Source organism: Streptomyces sp. NPDC053673 (assembly GCF_055585225.1).
In genome coordinates, this window is record NZ_JBVJKN010000005.1 from 277207 (window position 1) to 294358 (window position 17152).

General features: G+C 69.1%; 14 protein-coding genes and 2 tRNA genes. 11 read left to right on the forward strand and 5 right to left on the reverse strand.

What is annotated here, in order from left to right; all coding sequences use genetic code 11:
- Positions 1-259 precede the first annotated feature (259 nt).
- From gyrB to ACZ6ZQ_RS10725, 7 genes are all read left to right on the forward strand, one after another.
- A complete protein-coding gene (gene gyrB, locus ACZ6ZQ_RS10695) occupies positions 260-2329 on the forward strand; it encodes a DNA topoisomerase (ATP-hydrolyzing) subunit B (protein ID WP_469768166.1) in 2070 nt (689 codons plus the stop codon).
- A gap of 41 nt (positions 2330-2370) precedes the next feature.
- Positions 2371-4995, forward strand: a complete 2625-nt coding sequence (gyrA, locus tag ACZ6ZQ_RS10700; RefSeq protein ID WP_469768167.1) for a DNA gyrase subunit A — start codon at positions 2371-2373, stop codon at positions 4993-4995.
- A gap of 99 nt (positions 4996-5094) precedes the next feature.
- Entirely contained in the window at positions 5095-5697 is a 603-nt protein-coding gene (locus tag ACZ6ZQ_RS10705; protein ID WP_453659773.1) for a DUF3566 domain-containing protein, read from the forward strand.
- Between the two features lie 83 nt (positions 5698-5780).
- Positions 5781-5854 (forward strand) — tRNA-Ile (locus ACZ6ZQ_RS10710).
- Between the two features lie 178 nt (positions 5855-6032).
- Positions 6033-6167, forward strand: a complete 135-nt coding sequence (locus tag ACZ6ZQ_RS10715; protein WP_003958712.1) for a DLW-39 family protein — start codon at positions 6033-6035, stop codon at positions 6165-6167.
- 191 nt (positions 6168-6358) lie between these two features.
- Positions 6359-8299: a vWA domain-containing protein gene (locus tag ACZ6ZQ_RS10720; protein ID WP_469768168.1), complete on the forward strand. Its 1941-nt coding sequence runs from the start codon at positions 6359-6361 to the stop codon at positions 8297-8299.
- Complete coding sequence (locus ACZ6ZQ_RS10725) at positions 8300-9616, forward strand: hypothetical protein (RefSeq protein ID WP_469768169.1); 1317 nt, start codon at positions 8300-8302, stop codon at positions 9614-9616.
- A gap of 9 nt (positions 9617-9625) precedes the next feature.
- Here ACZ6ZQ_RS10725 and ACZ6ZQ_RS10730 read toward each other — a convergent pair whose 3' ends face one another.
- Together ACZ6ZQ_RS10730 and ACZ6ZQ_RS10735 are read right to left on the reverse strand one after the other, a co-directional pair.
- Positions 9626-11116 carry a serine/threonine-protein kinase gene (locus ACZ6ZQ_RS10730; RefSeq protein WP_469768170.1) on the reverse strand — a complete coding sequence of 497 codons (1491 nt, stop codon included), beginning with the start codon at positions 11114-11116 and terminating at the stop codon, positions 9626-9628.
- A 46-nt stretch (positions 11117-11162) separates the two neighbouring features.
- Complete coding sequence (locus tag ACZ6ZQ_RS10735) at positions 11163-11711, reverse strand: helix-turn-helix domain-containing protein (protein ID WP_469768171.1); 549 nt, start codon at positions 11709-11711, stop codon at positions 11163-11165.
- Positions 11712-11851: 140 nt separating this feature from the next.
- Between ACZ6ZQ_RS10735 and ACZ6ZQ_RS10740 the strand changes: the two genes are divergently transcribed.
- A tRNA-Ala gene (locus ACZ6ZQ_RS10740) sits at positions 11852-11924 on the forward strand.
- Positions 11925-12068: 144 nt separating this feature from the next.
- On the opposite strand, the gene ACZ6ZQ_RS10745 is transcribed toward ACZ6ZQ_RS10740, so the two are convergent.
- The gene (locus ACZ6ZQ_RS10745; RefSeq protein WP_469768275.1) at positions 12069-13139 is read right to left on the reverse strand and encodes an NAD(P)/FAD-dependent oxidoreductase; all 1071 of its coding nucleotides are present in this window, start codon (positions 13137-13139) and stop codon (positions 12069-12071) included.
- A 480-nt stretch (positions 13140-13619) separates the two neighbouring features.
- Between ACZ6ZQ_RS10745 and ACZ6ZQ_RS10750 the strand changes: the two genes are divergently transcribed.
- Positions 13620-14087, forward strand: a complete 468-nt coding sequence (locus ACZ6ZQ_RS10750; protein WP_469768172.1) for a DUF6344 domain-containing protein — start codon at positions 13620-13622, stop codon at positions 14085-14087.
- 43 nt (positions 14088-14130) lie between these two features.
- Here ACZ6ZQ_RS10750 and ACZ6ZQ_RS10755 read toward each other — a convergent pair whose 3' ends face one another.
- Entirely contained in the window at positions 14131-14826 is a 696-nt protein-coding gene (locus ACZ6ZQ_RS10755) for a DUF5324 family protein (protein WP_469768173.1), read from the reverse strand.
- 206 nt (positions 14827-15032) lie between these two features.
- Between ACZ6ZQ_RS10755 and ACZ6ZQ_RS10760 the strand changes: the two genes are divergently transcribed.
- Positions 15033-15566: a peptidylprolyl isomerase gene (locus tag ACZ6ZQ_RS10760; protein WP_453667550.1), complete on the forward strand. Its 534-nt coding sequence runs from the start codon at positions 15033-15035 to the stop codon at positions 15564-15566.
- A 112-nt stretch (positions 15567-15678) separates the two neighbouring features.
- Positions 15679-16578 carry a rhomboid family intramembrane serine protease gene (locus tag ACZ6ZQ_RS10765; protein ID WP_469768174.1) on the forward strand — a complete coding sequence of 300 codons (900 nt, stop codon included), beginning with the start codon at positions 15679-15681 and terminating at the stop codon, positions 16576-16578.
- A gap of 265 nt (positions 16579-16843) precedes the next feature.
- Here the strand turns inward: ACZ6ZQ_RS10765 and crgA are convergent, their stop codons facing one another.
- Positions 16844-17098 (reverse strand): cell division protein CrgA, encoded by a 255-nt coding sequence (gene crgA / locus ACZ6ZQ_RS10770; protein WP_453667912.1) that lies wholly within the window; start codon positions 17096-17098, stop codon positions 16844-16846.
- Positions 17099-17152: the final 54 nt, after the last annotated feature.

The following is a 17152-nucleotide window of genomic DNA, read 5'->3' on the forward strand; positions in this document are numbered from 1 at the left end:
GACTCATGAGGCGTCCCTCACCGTAGCCGGAGGTTGACAGGCCGAAGCGCTCAACGCCCGTGTGAGCCTCTTGGAGCCCCTTCCCGGATATGGGGAGTCGGTCGGCGCCCGTTCAGGGCGGCACATGCGGACTCAGGTACCGGCAAACCCCCATTCGTGTCGGCGGTACCGGTAGACTGGTGGACAATCCCGCTCGATGCGCGGGACGTCGATTAATGCCGAACGACGCAGCCGCTTCCGTTTGCCCGGAGAACGGCTTGTGCTGTGCCAGAAAGGGCGCTTCGTGGCCGATTCCGGCAACCCCAACGAGAACATTCCTTCCACTGCTGCCGACGGGACCGGCGAGGCCACCTCGTCGTACGACGCCAGCGCGATCACCGTCCTCGAGGGTTTGGACGCGGTCCGCAAGCGGCCTGGCATGTACATCGGCTCGACCGGTGAGCGTGGACTCCACCACCTCGTCTACGAGGTCGTCGACAACTCGGTCGACGAGGCCCTGGCCGGTCATGCGGACACGATCGACGTCACGATCCTCGCCGACGGCGGCGTACGCGTGGTCGACAACGGCCGAGGCATCCCCGTGGACATCCACCCGGTGGAGAAGAAGCCGGCCGTCGAGGTCGTCCTCACCGTGCTGCACGCCGGCGGCAAGTTCGGCGGCGGCGGCTACGCCGTCTCCGGCGGTCTGCACGGCGTCGGCGTATCCGTCGTGAACGCGCTGTCGAGCAAGGTCTCCGTCGACATCAAGCGTGACGGCTTCCGCTGGACGCAGGACTACAAGCTGGGCGTGCCCACCGCGCCGCTGGCCAAGCACGAGTCCGTCGGGGACTCCGGCACGACGGTCACCTTCTGGGCCGACCCGGACGTCTTCGAGACCACCGAGTACTCCTTCGAGACGCTCTCGCGCCGCTTCCAGGAGATGGCCTTCCTCAACAAGGGCCTGACGCTGACGCTGACCGACGAGCGCGAGTCCGCGAAGGCGACGGTCGGCGCCGACGACCCCGACGCCGAGGCGGCGGAGGAGCCGCAGGCCCGTACGGTCAAGTACCACTACGAGGGCGGCATCGTCGACTTCGTGAAGTACCTGAACTCCCGCAAGGGCGAGCTGATCCACCCCACGGTCATCGACATCAATGCCGAGGACAAGGAGAGGCTGCTCTCGCTCGAGGTCGCGATGCAGTGGAACTCGCAGTACAGCGAGGGCGTGTACTCGTTCGCGAACACGATCCACACGCACGAGGGCGGTACCCACGAGGAGGGCTTCCGCGCCGCGCTGACGGGTCTCGTCAACCGGTACGCGCGCGACAAGAAGCTGCTGCGCGAGAAGGACGACAACCTCACGGGTGAGGACATCCGCGAGGGTCTGACCGCGATCATCTCGGTCAAGCTGGGCGAGCCGCAGTTCGAGGGCCAGACGAAGACCAAGCTGGGCAACACGGAGGCGAAGACCTTCGTCCAGAAGGTCGTCAACGAGCACCTCACCGACTGGTTCGACCGCAACCCCAACGAGGCCTCGGACATCATCCGCAAGGCCATCCAGGCCGCCACGGCGCGCGTCGCCGCCCGCAAGGCCCGCGATCTGACCCGTCGCAAGGGCCTGCTGGAGAGCGCCTCGCTGCCCGGCAAGCTGTCCGACTGCCAGTCGAACGACCCCACCAAGTGCGAGATCTTCATCGTCGAGGGTGACTCCGCCGGCGGCTCGGCCAAGTCCGGCCGCAACCCGATGTACCAGGCCATCCTGCCGATCCGAGGCAAGATCCTGAACGTCGAGAAGGCCCGGATCGACAAGATCCTGCAGAACACCGAGGTCCAGGCGCTGATCTCGGCCTTCGGTACCGGAGTCCACGAGGACTTCGACATCGAGAAGCTCCGCTACCACAAGATCATTCTCATGGCGGACGCCGACGTCGACGGCCAGCACATCAACACGCTGCTGCTGACGTTCCTCTTCCGCTTCATGCGGCCCCTGGTCGAGGCCGGGCACGTGTTCCTGTCCCGCCCGCCGCTGTACAAGATCAAGTGGGGCCGGGACGACTTCGAGTACGCGTACTCGGACCGTGAGCGCGACGCACTGGTCGAGCTGGGCAAGCAGAACGGCAAGCGGATCAAGGAAGACTCGATCCAGCGCTTCAAGGGCCTCGGCGAGATGAACGCCGAGGAGCTGCGGGTCACCACGATGGACGTCGAGCACCGCGTCCTCGGCCAGGTCACCCTGGACGACGCCGCGCAGGCCGACGACCTGTTCTCGGTGCTGATGGGCGAGGACGTCGAGGCGCGGCGCTCGTTCATCCAGCGCAACGCCAAGGACGTCCGCTTCCTCGACATCTGAGTCGGTCTCAGCTGACCGCACGAAAGGACTGAAGACCAGCAATGGCCGACGAGAACACTCCCGCGACTCCCGCCGCCACGGAAACCGAAGAGGAGGAGCAGCAGCTGCGGATCGAGCCCGTCGGGCTCGAGACCGAGATGCAGCGCTCGTACCTCGACTACGCGATGTCCGTCATCGTGTCCCGCGCGCTGCCCGACGTGAGGGACGGCCTCAAGCCCGTCCACCGCCGTGTGCTGTACGCGATGTACGACGGCGGCTACCGGCCCGAGAAGGGCTTCTACAAGTGCGCCCGTGTCGTCGGCGACGTCATGGGTACGTACCACCCGCACGGCGACTCCTCCATCTACGACGCGCTCGTCCGTCTCGCCCAGCCGTGGTCGATGCGGATGCCGCTCGTCGACTCCAACGGCAACTTCGGTTCCCCGGGCAACGACCCGGCCGCCGCCATGCGGTACACCGAGTGCAAGATGATGCCGCTGTCCATGGAGATGCTCCGGGACATCGACGAGGAGACCGTCGACTTCCAGGACAACTACGACGGCCGCAACCAGGAGCCGACGGTCCTGCCGGCCCGCTTCCCGAACCTGCTGGTCAACGGCTCGGCGGGCATCGCGGTCGGTATGGCCACCAACATCCCGCCGCACAACCTGCGCGAGGTCGCGGCCGGTGCCCAGTGGGCGCTGGAGCACCCGGAGGCCACCCACGAGGAGCTCCTCGACGCGCTGATCGAGCGGATCAAGGGCCCGGACTTCCCGACCGGCGCGCTGGTCGTGGGCCGCAAGGGCATCGAGGAGGCGTACCGCACCGGCCGCGGCTCCATCACGATGCGCGCGGTCGTCGAGGTCGAGGAGATCCAGAACCGCCAGTGCCTGGTGGTCACGGAGCTTCCGTACCAGACCAACCCGGACAACCTCGCGCAGAAGATCGCCGACCTGGTGAAGGACGGCAAGATCGGCGGCATCGCCGACGTCCGCGACGAGACCTCGTCCCGTACCGGTCAGCGCCTGGTCATCGTGCTCAAGCGCGACGCCGTCGCCAAGGTCGTCCTCAACAACCTCTACAAGCACACTGACCTGCAGACGAACTTCGGCGCCAACATGCTGGCGCTCGTCGACGGTGTGCCGCGCACGCTGTCCCTCGACGCGTTCATCCGCCACTGGGTGACGCACCAGATCGAGGTCATCGTCCGGCGGACGAAGTTCCGGCTGCGCAAGGCCGAGGAGCGCGCCCACATCCTGCGCGGTCTGCTCAAGGCGCTCGATGCGATCGACGAGGTCATCGCGCTGATCCGGCGCAGTGACACGGTCGAGGTCGCGCGCGAGGGCCTGATGGGCCTGCTGCAGATCGACGAGATCCAGGCGAACGCGATCCTGGAGATGCAGCTGCGCCGGCTGGCCGCCCTGGAGCGGCAGAAGATCGTGCAGGAGCACGACGAGCTGCAGGCGAAGATCAACGAGTACAACCAGATCCTCGCCTCGCCCGAGAAGCAGCGCGCGATCGTCAGCGAGGAGCTGGCCGTCCTCGTCGAGAAGTTCGGCGACGACCGGCGCTCCAAGCTGATCCCCTTCGACGGTGACATGTCCATCGAGGACCTGATCGCCGAGGAGGACATCGTCGTCACCATCACGCGTGGCGGCTACATCAAGCGCACCAAGACCGAGGACTACCGCTCGCAGAAGCGCGGCGGCAAGGGCGTGCGCGGCACGAAGCTGAAGCAGGACGACATCGTCGACCACTTCTTCGTCTCGACCACGCACAACTGGCTGCTGTTCTTCACGAACAAGGGTCGGGTCTACCGGGCGAAGGCGTACGAGCTGCCGGACGCCGGCCGGGACGCCCGCGGCCAGCACGTCGCCAACCTGCTGGCCTTCCAGCCGGACGAGCAGATCGCCGAGATCCTCGCGATCCGCGACTACGAAGCGGTGCCGTACCTGGTCCTCGCGACCAAGGCCGGCCTGGTGAAGAAGACCCCGCTGAAGGACTACGACTCGCCCCGCTCCGGCGGCGTCATCGCGATCAACCTCCGGGAGACGGACGACGGCAGCGACGACGAGCTGATCGGCGCGGAGCTGGTGTCGGCCGAGGACGATCTGCTGCTCATCAGCAAGAAGGCGCAGTCGATCCGGTTCACCGCCACGGACGAAGCCCTCCGCCCGATGGGTCGTGCGACCTCGGGCGTCAAGGGAATGAGCTTCCGCGAGGGCGACGAGCTGCTCTCGATGAATGTGGTGCGGCCCGGTACTTTCGTGTTCACTGCCACGGACGGCGGGTACGCGAAGCGGACCGCTGTCGACGAGTACCGCGTCCAGGGCCGTGGCGGCCTCGGTATCAAGGCCGCCAAGATCGTGGAGGACCGTGGTTCGCTCGTCGGCGCGCTGGTGGTCGAGGAGACCGATGAGATCCTCGCCATCACGCTGTCCGGCGGCGTGATTCGTACGCGAGTCAACGAAGTCAGGGAGACCGGCCGTGACACCATGGGCGTCCAACTGATCAACCTGGGCAAGCGTGATGCCGTGGTCGGTATCGCGCGTAACGCCGAGGCCGGTCGCGAGGCCGAGGAGGTCGACGGAACCGAGGGCGCCGAGGATGGTGTCGTGGCGGGGACCTCCGAAACGGCTGAGGTTGTCGAGGGCACGGAGCCCTCGGCTGGGGAGCACAAGGAGTAAAGCGTGAGTGGAGCCACGGGCGCCGGATCGGCCGCTGCTGAATCTGCTGCCGGAGCGAACGGTGCCCGTGGTTCCGCCACGGACTCCCAGGGGGTTACGGTGACCGACACCCGGGGGCCGCAGCCCCCCTTCGAAACCTATGGCGGGGAGCAGCAGGTGCAGCAGGGAACGCAGCCGTACCACCCGCCCCAGGCGTACCCCACGCCCCAGGGTGGGACGCAGGGCGGCCAGCAGCAGCCGGGACAGCCCGGACAGCAGGCGCCCGCCGGGGTGCCTGCGGGGGCGACCACTGCCGTCCGCCGGCCGCGCACCGGGGCGAGCACACAGCCTCGGACGCGCAAGGCGCGGCTGCGGGTGGCCAAGGCCGACCCGTGGTCGGTGATGAAGGTCAGCTTCCTGCTCTCCATCGCCCTGGGCATCTGCACGATCGTCGCGGCCGCGGTGCTGTGGATGGTCATGGACGCCATGGGCGTCTTCTCCACGGTCGGCGGGACGATCAGCGAGGCGACGGGCTCGAACGAGAGCAATGGCTTCGATCTGCAGTCGTTCCTCTCGCTGCCGCGCGTGCTCATCTTCACGTCGGTGATCGCGGTCATCGATGTGGTGCTCGCCACGGCGCTGGCGACGCTGGGGGCCTTCATCTACAACCTCTCCGCCGGGTTCGTGGGCGGAGTCGAGCTGACACTGGCCGAGGACGAATAGTCGGCAGGTCCGGGGGGCAGACAACCGATTTTGGGACTGCCCCCCACGTGCGCTAACCTTCAGGGGTCAGCGCGCAGCGCGGAGGGGCTATAGCTCAGTTGGTTAGAGCGCATCCCTGATAAGGATGAGGCCACAGGTTCAAATCCTGTTAGCCCCACAGTGACGATCGGCCCGGACGGAGACTCTCCGTCCGGGCCGATCTGTGTTTCGGGTACCGAAGTTGGGTCGTCCCGGAGGCGGGAGCCGGCCCGGACGCAGGTCACCGATCGGTATCGGTCGGTGTGTATAGTCGGGCGCCAGAAGTCCCCTACGTCAAGGAAAGACGAGGTCGCGCGGTGAAGAAGCTTCTCCTGGTCGCACTGGCCGCCATCGGCGGGCTCCTCGTGTACCGCCAGATCCAGGCGGATCGCGCCGAGCAGGATCTGTGGACGGAGGCGACCGACTCCGTGCCCGCAGGTTCGGGTGTGTGAGACGCAGACAAAGTCCGAGTGACAGAGCCCCGGCCGCTGAGCGGCCGGGGCTCTGCGCTGTCCTGGGCCCGCGGCCCGTGTCGCGGCGCCGAGGCGCTGTTTCTGGACCGTGACACCGAAGCCCTTGAGTTCGCTTAAGCAAATGAATAGCTTGCATGGGCAAAGCTGAAGACTCGGGTGAGGGGGAACCGGTGAACGTACGACTTCATCGCCGTGCGAGGACGGCTGTCACCGTCGGCGGGGTGTTGCTCGCGCTGGCCGCGGCTCCGCTGCCGGCAGCGGAGGGTGCGGAGCCGGCCGGCGGGCCGGCGGCCGCACCGCGGGTGGAGGGTGGGAGCAGCCTGGTGATGGTGCTCGACTCCTCGGGCTCGATGGCCGACGACGACGGTACCGGACGCACCCGCATGGAGGCCGCCCGCGAGGCCATCGGCACCGTCGTGGCGGCGCTCCCCGACGGCCATCCCACAGGCCTGCGGGTCTACGGCGCGGACCGCCCCAAGGGCTGCACCGACACCCGGCTTGCACGGCCCGTACGCCCGCTCGACCGGGCGGCTCTGAAGCAGGCCGTGGCCTCGGTACAGCCCAAGGGCGACACTCCCATCGGGCTGTCGCTCCAGAAGGCCGCCCAGGACCTGCCGAAGCCCCCGGACGGTGCGATCGGCACCCGCACGATCCTGCTGATCTCCGACGGGGAGGACACCTGCGGTACGCCGCAGCCCTGCGAGGTCGCCGAGCAGCTCGCCGAGGACGGCATCGGAATGCGCATCGACACCGTCGGCTTCCAGGTCCGTGGCAAGGCCCGCGAGCAGCTGGAATGCATCGCGAAGGCCGGAAACGGCCGCTACTACGACGCACCGGACGCCGAGGCGCTGGCACGCCAGCTGCAGCGCTCCGCGCAGCTGTCCGCGGACGGGTACCGCTTCCGGGGCAGGCCCGTGGAGGGTGCGCCGGAGCGGAGCGCGGCGCCCGCGCTCGTACCGGGTCAGTACCTCGACAGCATCGGACCGGGGGAGAAACGGCACTACGCCGTCGACCTCGATGCCGTCTCCACTGTGAACTTCTCCGCGACGGCGGTGCCGCAGCCCGGGGCAGCGGTCGACACCTTCGACGCACTGCGCACCAGGATCGCGTACGGCACCGACAATTCCGGCGGCTCCTGTGAGACGAGCACCGAGCGCTTCCTCCAGAAGGAGGGCGCGACCCCGCTGACCTCGGCCGTCGCCCGTGTACCGAGCGAGAAGGGGTTCAAGAGCTGCGACACGGCGGGCCGCTACTGGCTCGTCGTCGAGCGGGAGAGCAAGCAGGGCTCGGACGCCGCGCGCTGGCCGCTGGAGCTGACGTACGGGGTCGAGCAGCCGCTCGCGCAAGGAATCACCCCCGCCGAGTCCCAGCCTGAGTACGGCAAGGGCGGCAAGGAGGCGACCCTGCCGCTGGGCGACCCGAAGGACGTGACGGGCGGCACCGGGTTCAACGACGCCGAGGAGCTCGGCCAGGGCGTGTGGCGGGACCGGGTGCTGCCGGCCCAGACCGTCTGGTACAAGGTGCCGATCGGCTGGGGACAGCAGCTGCGGTACGACGTGGAGTTCGCCAACGAGCCGACGCTGAAGGACGGTCCCTCCCAGTGGTCGTACGGCGGCACCGAGGTGTACACGCCCGCGCGGGCACCGGTCGGCGGCGGCACCGGCGAGTTCAGCCCCGAGACCGTCTACAACGGCCGTCCGGCGGCAGTGCGGATGGGCACCGTTCCCGTTTCCTGGACCAACCGCCACGAGACGCATCCCAATGTCATTCCGGTGCACGACAAGGGCCACTTCTACATCGCCGTGACGCTCGGCGCGAAGGCCGCCGAGATCGCGGAGAACCCGCAGATCGGTGTGGTGCTGCGGGTGGCGGTCCTCGGCGACGAGAAGGCCGGGCCGCAGCACGACGCCCCGGTCCTCGCGAAGAAGACGGACAACGAGGGTGATTCGGCCACGCGCGCAGACAGCGGCGGGACCGGCGGGGCAGGATGGACCGGCACTGCGACCGCCGCGGCGGCGGGCGGCGCGGCCGTACTGATCGCCGGGGTCGTGCTCGTGCTCGTACGGGCGCGACGCAGGGCGGCCATGGAGACGACAAGGGGAAGCGCGTAGATGAGTCAGCGCAGCAGGGGCCGGGTGACGCTGGCCGGGGTGGCGGCGGTGTGCGCGGTGGCGGCGCTGCCGGGCCAGCCGGCCCGGGCGGCCGACCAGCCCAATCCGTACGTCTTCGACGCCGACGCGCAGCCGGTCAAGGGCGAGCAGAGCACGGCGAACGCCAAGGCGCTGAAAGCCGGTACCACCTACCGTTCGTCCATCGGCCCCGACGGGAAGCTCAACTACCGCGTGGACCTGGACGCCGAGAAGAACGCGTATGTGTCGGTGGTCGCCGTCCCCAAGCTGGGGACGAAGTTCGACTACAGCGACGGCATCAAGGTGACCCTGCAGGACAGCGGGGGCAGCACCTGCAGCAGCAACGACGCCACGGTGGGAAGCGGCAAGTTCGCGCGGCCCCTCTCCGCCTATGCCTACCGCACCGTCGACAAGGACAGGTCGACCTGTCAGGAGGCCGGGGCGTACAACGTCCTGGTCGAGCGGACCAGCGCGGCGACCTCCACCCCTGAGGACTGGGAGCTGGAGATCCGGCACGAGACGGAGCCCGCCCTGAAGGAGCAGGGGCCGACGGCCGCGCCCAGCGAGTGGCCTTCCGCCTCTCCCGGGCTTCCCGCGGGAGGCCCGAAGGAGGCCAAGGGCGGTACGAGCTTCAACGACGCCGCCGAGATCTCCGAAGGCGAGTGGACCAGCCGGATGGAGGCGGGCCGCACGTACTTCTACCGGGTGCCCGTCGAGTGGGGGCAGCAGGTCTTCGCCACCGCCGGGATCGGCAGCGCGCAGGGCAAAGGCTTCGTCGTCGAGGCGCTGGCCATGCAGCTCTACAACCCGGTGCGGGGCTTCGTCACCGACGGTACGACGTCGTTCAACGGCACGCAGAACCAGGCCGCGCTGGCTCCGTTGCCCAAGGTGGCGTACGAGAACCGCTACGACAGCGCTGACAAGGTCAACGGTATGCGGGTCGCGGGCACGTACTACCTTGCGGTCAGCCTCAACCCCGAGCTCAACAAGCGGTTCGGCAAGGAGCCGTTCGGTGTGACGCTGCGGCTCAGTATCGAGGGCGAGGCGCAGGCCGCGCCGCCGTACGACGGGCCGCTCGGCGACTTCGGCATCTCCGAGGGCGAGAAGGCGGAGAAGAGCGACACGATGAAGCTCGTCGGCGCGGCCGGTGTCGGCGCGGGGACGGTGCTGGTGCTCGGGCTGGGGGCGTGGACGCTGATGGCGCGGCGCCGTGCGGCGCAGACGCCGGCGGCGGGGTCCTCGGACGCCTCGGCGACCGGGAACGCCCAGAAGCAGTACGGACCGCCCGCCGCCTGGTGAGCGGCACGGTCAGGCCTGGGTGAACGCCCAGATGCCGACCGCGAAACAGACCAGCGCCACGAGCAGCACCGGGATCGCCACCTTCGGGGGCGGTCCCGGCCGCTTTTGCCGGGCGGACACGGGCGCATGGGACACCGTGTGCGCCTGAGCGGGAACCTGATGGCTCTGAGCGGTGTACTGACGAGTGAGAGCTTGTTCGTACGGAACCGCGGACGTCTGGGCCTGGGAGAAGTCCTGCGCTGCGGAGTGGTGGGGGGAGGCCGCATGCGTGGGGACGGGCGCGGTGGGTTGTGCGGGGGGAGCGAACGGCAGGCCCGGCTGCGGCGGCGGTGTGGTCTGCGGAGGCGGCGGGGCGAGATGGAAGGAGCCGGTTTCGGAGACGGCGGGCATGGATGCCGGCTGACCGTGGCCGGGCTGCGGGCCCGTGTGCTGTCCGGCCTGACTGCCCGTCTGCAGACCGGCCTGCTGCCCGGTCTGCTGTCCGTGCCGGGGGTCGTGCTGATGTCCGTGCTGGGTGTACTGCCCCGGCTGTACGGGCGGGGCGTCGGAGGTCTGGGGGCGCTGGGTTTCCCCGGCAGTGGTGGCCGCGGCGGTGGCGGAGGGCGTGACCGGACCGGGTGCCGCGGGTCCCTCGGGGCCGAATCCGGCGGGAAGCGGCCCGATCTGGTCGAAGACCTCGACCGGTTCGTCGTCGACGCCGGGCTCGGGCAGCATCTCGACGGCCGTGGTGAGAGCCTTGCGCGCACCCGTGGCCGTGCGGAACCGGGCCTGTGGGTCGGGCTGGAGCAGGCCCGCGAGGACCTGCCACAGCGGCTCGGGAACGCCCTGCGGGGCGCCCGGGGTGCCGTGCGCCGCGAAGTACTCGATCAGGGCCCGGGAATCGGGCTTCTGGCCCTGGATCAGATAGAGCGCCACCAGCCCGACGGCGAAGAGGTCGGCCGGGAAGTCCGGTTCCACGCCCATCATCTGCTCGGGCGCGAAGTAACCGGGCGTCCCCACAACGTAGTTGGTCTCGGTCAGGCGCGGCTCTCCCTTGCGCATGGAGATGCCGAAGTCGGACAGCCGCAGATGCGGCCGTCCGGTTCCGGTGGCCTCCAGCAGGATGTTGGCCGGCTTGATGTCGCGGTGCACGACCCCCTCGGCGTGCACCGCTGCCAGACCGGACAGCAGCTGGTCGAGCAGAGTGCAGACGAAGCGTGGCGGCAGCGGGCCGTAGTCGCCGATGACGTGCGCCAGCGACCCGCCGCTCACCAGATCCATGGTGAACAGGACCTTGTCGTCGTCCGCGGCCCAGCTGGCCGGGGCGAGGACATGCGGGTGGTCGATGCGCAGCGCCTGCTCGCGGACGAAGCGCAGCAAGGTGTGCGCGTCGCTCTGCTGCAGGACCTTGGCAGCCACATAGCGCCGCCGCCGGTGGTCCCAGGCACGCCAGACCGCGCCGACTCCACCGCGACCGATCGGGTCGATCAGCTCGTACCGACCAGCGAAGACCTCACCCATTGCGCTGCGCCCGCTCCCAGTTCCCTGTTCCGGCGTCCTGCTTCGTTCAGCTCTGGTGCGACTCGTAGTGGGCGACCGCCTCCGCGGTGCGTCCGGCGCCGTACACCCGGAGGAACTCTGCCAGTTCCGGGTGGCTCGGGGCGAGGGAGTCCGCCGCATCGATGATGTCGCCGGCCGCCGCGACCGACCGCAGCAGCGACTGGATCTCGCGGACCACCCGGCGTACCGTCGGCGCGCCCGAGCTGGTCGCGGTCTGGCCGGTGCCGGTGAGCACCGAGCCGCCCTGCGACTTCTTGATCTCGTCCATGCGGTCCGTGGCCTCGGCGGCGCTGACACTGCCGTCGGCGACCTGCCCGGCCAGCTCCTGGAGGGCCTGGACGCGCTGGACGACGGCCGGGTTGCCGATCTTGGCGCGCTGGCCGCTCATCAGCTGGGAGAGCATCGGAGCCGACAGCCCGAGCACCGCCGCGAGCCGCGCCTGGTTCAGGCCCAGATCGTCGATGAGCCGACGGAAGAGCGCCCCCAGCGGCTCCCCGTACCAGCTGCGCTGGAGCTCTCTGGCTCTTGCGCTGGCGTCCTGCTGTGCTGCATCCATGTGCGTCTCCCCATCGCTACCCCTGGCGTGGCTTCGCTGCTGCGAACCCGACGAGCATCTTACGGAGAGTGGTCGGATACCGGGAGTCCCAATCCTTTTGCGAGATCGGGGGGGTGACCCGGTACTCTGGTCTGCGTTCCGGGGCCTTAGCTCAGTTGGTAGAGCGCTGTCTTTGCATGGCAGATGTCAGGGGTTCGACTCCCCTAGGCTCCACAAGATCAGACCCCTCTGACCTGCGGAACCGCGGTCAGAGGGGTCTTTTGTTCCGTTTTCCGCACCGGCCGGCACTTTCAGATGCCCGATTTGTCGGCGTAGGGGGAGGGGGCTTTTTGCTCCCCCGTGGATTCCCGGGGCTGGTCAGTCGCCCGAGCGGCGCCCGCGGCCGAGCACGGTCTCGATACCGTGGCGGCGTTCGCCGAGGACCCGCTCGCAGTTGGCGGCCTCCACGGCCGGGCTGAATGCCTCTCGGGTGTGCGCTGACGCGCGGCGAGCCACCGCCGCCGCGGTATCGGCGGCCACAAGGTCGGCGTTGATCGCCGCGGCGGCCGTTACTCCGGAGGCCGCGGCCACCGCGACGCCGGCCATGAGATCGGTGACATTGCCCGCCACCCACACCCCTGCGACACCGGTGAACCCGCTCGCGTCCGACTCCACGTAACTGCCCACGCCCATGGGGTGTTCGACGCTCGTCAGGCCGAGACCCGAGAGCAGCTCGCCTCGCGCTTCGAAACGCGGAGCCACGGCCAGAGCCCGCACCGGCACGCACGTGCCCGCAGCCAGCCGTACACCGCACAGCCGGTCTTCGTCGATGTCGAGACCGACCACCTCGCCGTCGACCACCGCGATACCGCGGGCGGCCAGTTGCTCCCACTGTTCGTCGGTCAGGTCGCCCGCGGTGTGCCGGAACAGGGTCACGTCCGGCGACCACTGGCGGAACAGCAGCGCCTGGTGCACCGCTCCCGGGCCGGTCGCCAGTACGCCGATCGGCGCGTCGCGCACCTCCCAGCCGTGGCAGTAGGGGCAGTGCAGGACGTCACGGCCCCACCGCTCACGCACGCCGGGAACGTCGGGCAGCTCATCGACCAGGCCCGTGGTCACCAGCAGACGCCGCGCGCCGTAGCTCCGGCCGGCCGCGGTGCCCACGACCAGGCGTTCGCCGGCCCGACGGGCGCTGGTGGCCAGGTCCGACACGATCTGCCCGCCGTAACCGGTGACCTCCTCCCGGCCGGCCCGCAACAGCTCGCCCGGCGCGAGGCCGTCGCGGGAGAGGTATCCGTGAACCCCGGAGGCGGGAGCGTTGCGCGGCTCCCCGGAGTCGATCACCAGCACCGAACGCCGGGCCCGGGCCAGAGTCAGCGCAGCCGACAGGCCGGCCGCGCCGCCCCCGACCACAACAACGTCCACATCGGCGATGTCTCGCTCGTTCATGTCAGTCATACCGACACCCTGCGACCGGTACGAGAAAGGTGGCAACGTTCTTTGCCGGTTCAGCAAGGAGTGGGTGCCGCACGGCATGTGGGAGCGCGCGGATGCGCCGCACGCGTACGCGACCGGGGAAATCGAGGAGCGTCGAGACCACCTCACCGGCGGAATCGCCCGCGTCGTCATCACCGGCACCGCGGGAGCGGAGTGTCCGGCAACGCTGAGCGTCCTCGGGTATGCCCGCATCGTCGCAGGTGGCGGCGTTGACGACGGTCAGTGGCGGATGTGCCATCACCACGTGTGCGGCCGGCCGGGCTCCCAAGGGCTTCTCTACAGCGCCTTTGGGCCGCGCGCATGCGCACCTACGCCACACGGGTGGTGTTCATCCGAAGAACTGCCGACCCGTGGCGTAGATCCCACGAATCCCAAGATGCGTCCACATCATGAGGAAGGTATGTAAAACGCCCAATCCGAAAGTGAGGGGTCATGGCCGCCGTCAAGGTCACCACGTTGTGGACCGCCTTCATCTCCCTGCTCGTCACCCTGCTCGCCTCCCTGGGATTCGCGACCTCCGCCAAGGCGGCTCAGCAGCCGTCGGCTCAGCAGCCGGAGGGACCTGCCGGGCAGGAGCCCACCGCTCAGGAGCGTTCGGCCCAGGAGCCCACAGCTCCGGAGCACTCAGCTCGGAGACGCACAGCGCACGGGCGTGGGGAGACAGCGGACGTGGGGTACGGCCCGTGGCAGGGCGTGTCCCGTCCGAAAGGCCCGCGTGACCGGTCCCTGCCGCCGACGATCAAGCAGCGCATCGGCGCGGAAGCGCACGGCACCTCACCGGCGGTACGGCACATGCCCGCCCAGAACGACTCCGGACTGTCGGCAGCGCTGGCATCGTCGGCCTCGTGGGCCGCTCAGGACTCCTCGCCCGTCACCGACGCCGAGCGCGTCGCGGCATGAGGCGCCGGGAAGCTCTCGGCCCGCCCGGCGCCCGATGCGACGCTCAGCGACGGTCCTCGCGGTCCGAACCGGCCTCCGCCTGCTTCGCCTGAACCTCCGGGTCCAGCATCGACTCACCACTCCCGTCGCTCCCGTCGACCGACGACAGTGAGCGGTCCGAGACCTCGGTGGGAGCGGGAGGCTCGACCAGCCAGTCCGGGTTGGCCTGCTTGTCCCACCACTTCCACGCGGCGAACAGCCCCACGGCCACGACACCGAGAACGGCCACGCCCTTCACGGCACGACCGCACCTGGCTCGCCGCTCGTTCTTCTTCGCAAGCTTCTTGATGTCCTTCGCCGAAACCTGACCGCGCAGCGCGGCCAGGGCAGCAGCGGATCGGGCCACGGCCTCCTGCCCCACGGGCTGAGCGGCCGCCACCGCCTGCTCGATGCGCGGCGTCGTGTAGTCCGCTGCCTGACGTGCGGCGTTCCGGGTCATGACGGCGGCCCGGTGAGCCGCGTCGTCCACCTTCGGCGGCACATGCGGTGCGACATAGGCCTTGTACTGGGTACGGGCCTGACGGCGCGCCTGATGCGCGGCCCGCGTCACCTTGGGCGCGACGCGCACGCGAGCCTGGTGTGCGTAGAGCGCGGCTTGGTCCTTGGCCGTGCCGGCGTAGGGCGCCACCACTTCCGCGGCGTGCAGCACGCTGTCCTTCGCCGTACCGGTCGCGGCGCGCACGCTGTCCATGCGGGTCACGGGATCCTCCTCCTCGGTGGCGTTCGCGGGGGTCTGGGGGGTTGTCGACCCAGGTAAGGCACCGTGCGCCTTTCCGCCCTTTCGGAAATCATGCCTGCTGAGCCCGGGCTCGGCATGCGGGACGGGCATCCGGGTCATTTTCTTCGCCGACGGCTCTTCCGTGCGAGGATCGGTAGACGTCAGAGAAGACTTACGGAAGGCAGATCGTGGCCGAGCAGCTTTACGCCACCCTGAAGACCAATCACGGCGACATCGACATCCGGCTCCTGCCGAACCACGCGCCGAAGACGGTCAAGAACTTTGTGGAGCTCGCGAAGGGCGAGCGCGAGTGGACGCACCCGGCGACCGGTAAGAAGTCCACCGACAAGCTGTACGACGGCACGGTCTTCCACCGGGTGATCAGCGGCTTCATGATCCAGGGCGGCGACCCGCTGGGCAACGGAACGGGCGGCCCGGGATACGAGTTCGCGGACGAGTTCCACCCGGACCTGGCCTTCGACAAGCCGTACCTGCTGGCCATGGCCAACGCCGGCCCGGGCACCAACGGCTCGCAGTTCTTCATCACCGTGGCCCCCACCGCCTGGCTGACCCGCAAGCACACCATCTTCGGTGAGGTCGCCGACGAGGCCAGCAAGAAGGTCGTGGACGCCATCGCGACCGCGCAGACCAACCCGCGCACCGACCGCCCGCTGAACGACGTGGTGATCGAGTCCGTCGTGGTCGAGACCCGCGAGGCCTGAGACCCGTACGGGAACCATTCCGCCCCGCTCGGCCGTATGACGAGCGGGGCGGCGGACTGCGTACGAAACGTGTACGAACGCAGAAGCGCCGCGCATCGGACGAGGGGACCCCATGGATCAGGCGCCAGGAAGCCCGGACCAGCCTCGCGCGGCGGACGGGCTGCCGAGCTGCTACCGCCACCCGGGCCGGGAGACGGGCATCAGATGTACCCGCTGCGAGCGGCCGATCTGCCCGGACTGCATGGTCGACGCCTCGGTGGGCTTCCAGTGCCCGGAGTGCGTCCGCACGGGGTCGGGGACGGGCCACGCGCCGTCCGCCAACCGGCCCCGTACGATCGCGGGCGGCTCGATCGCGGCCGGTGACCCGCATCTGGTGACCAAGATCCTGATCGGTCTCAATCTCGCGGTGTTCGTGGCGGTCCTCGTCGACCGGGAGCGGGTGGTGGGCGACCTGGTCCTGGTCGGGGCCTGGCCCGCGCCGCCGTACCTCGTGTCCGACGGCGTCGCCGACGGACAGTGGTACCGGCTCCTCACCTCGATGTTCCTGCACCAGGAGATCTGGCACATCGCCTTCAACATGCTGGGGCTGTGGTGGCTGGGCGGGCCGCTGGAGGCGGCGCTCGGCCGGGCGCGCTATCTGGCGCTCTATCTGCTCTCCGGCCTGGCGGGCAGTGCGTTCGTCTACCTCCTCGAGGATCCGACGCAGGGGACGCTGGGTGCTTCCGGCGCGGTCTGGGGTCTGCTCGGTGCCACCGCCGTGCTGATGCGCCGGCTCAACTACGACATGCGCCCGGTGATCGCGCTTCTCGCGCTGAACGTGCTCTTCACCTTCACCTGGGGCGGGATCTCCTGGCAGGCCCACATCGGCGGGCTCATCGCCGGTACCGCCATCACCTTCGGCATGGTGCACGCGCCGCGCGAGCGACGCGCTCTGGTGCAGTACGGGACCTGTGCACTCGTACTGCTGGCGATCATCGTGACCGTGGTCGTGAGGACGCAGTCGCTCACCTGAGCGTGAGCTTTCCCCAAAGTTGTCCACAGCGTGTGCCGGATCTTGTGCATCCTGTGTGGAACGACCGCGCCCCTCATCCCTGACCTGGGTTTTCCCAGGAGAGACAAGGGGCGGACAGGGGCGGCGGCCGTTGCTGCAACGGCCGCAACAGTCACACCGGCGTCAACGTCCGCTGAGTTATCCACAGATCGTCTGACCTTTTCCTCACTCTGTGGACGACGCTGTGGATAACTCGGGGCAGAGCTTGACAGCCGCTATGCCGGTGCTACTTCCACTGTGTGGACACGGCGAAGCCGCCGGCGATGAAGCCGAAGCCCACCACGATGTTCCAGTTGCCGAACGACTCGATGGGCAGGCGGCCGTCGGTGACGTAGAAGACGACGATCCAGGCCAGTCCGATCAGGAACAGAGCCAGCATCACGGGAGCGACCCAGCTGCGACTGGTCAGCTTGATGTTGGTCGCCTGCTTCGTGGCCGGGGGCGTGAAGTCGGCCTTCTTGCGGATACGTGACTTCGGCACGAGGGACTCTCCTGTCGATGCGCTGCATGGCCGCGCAGGGAAACTGTGGCTGGC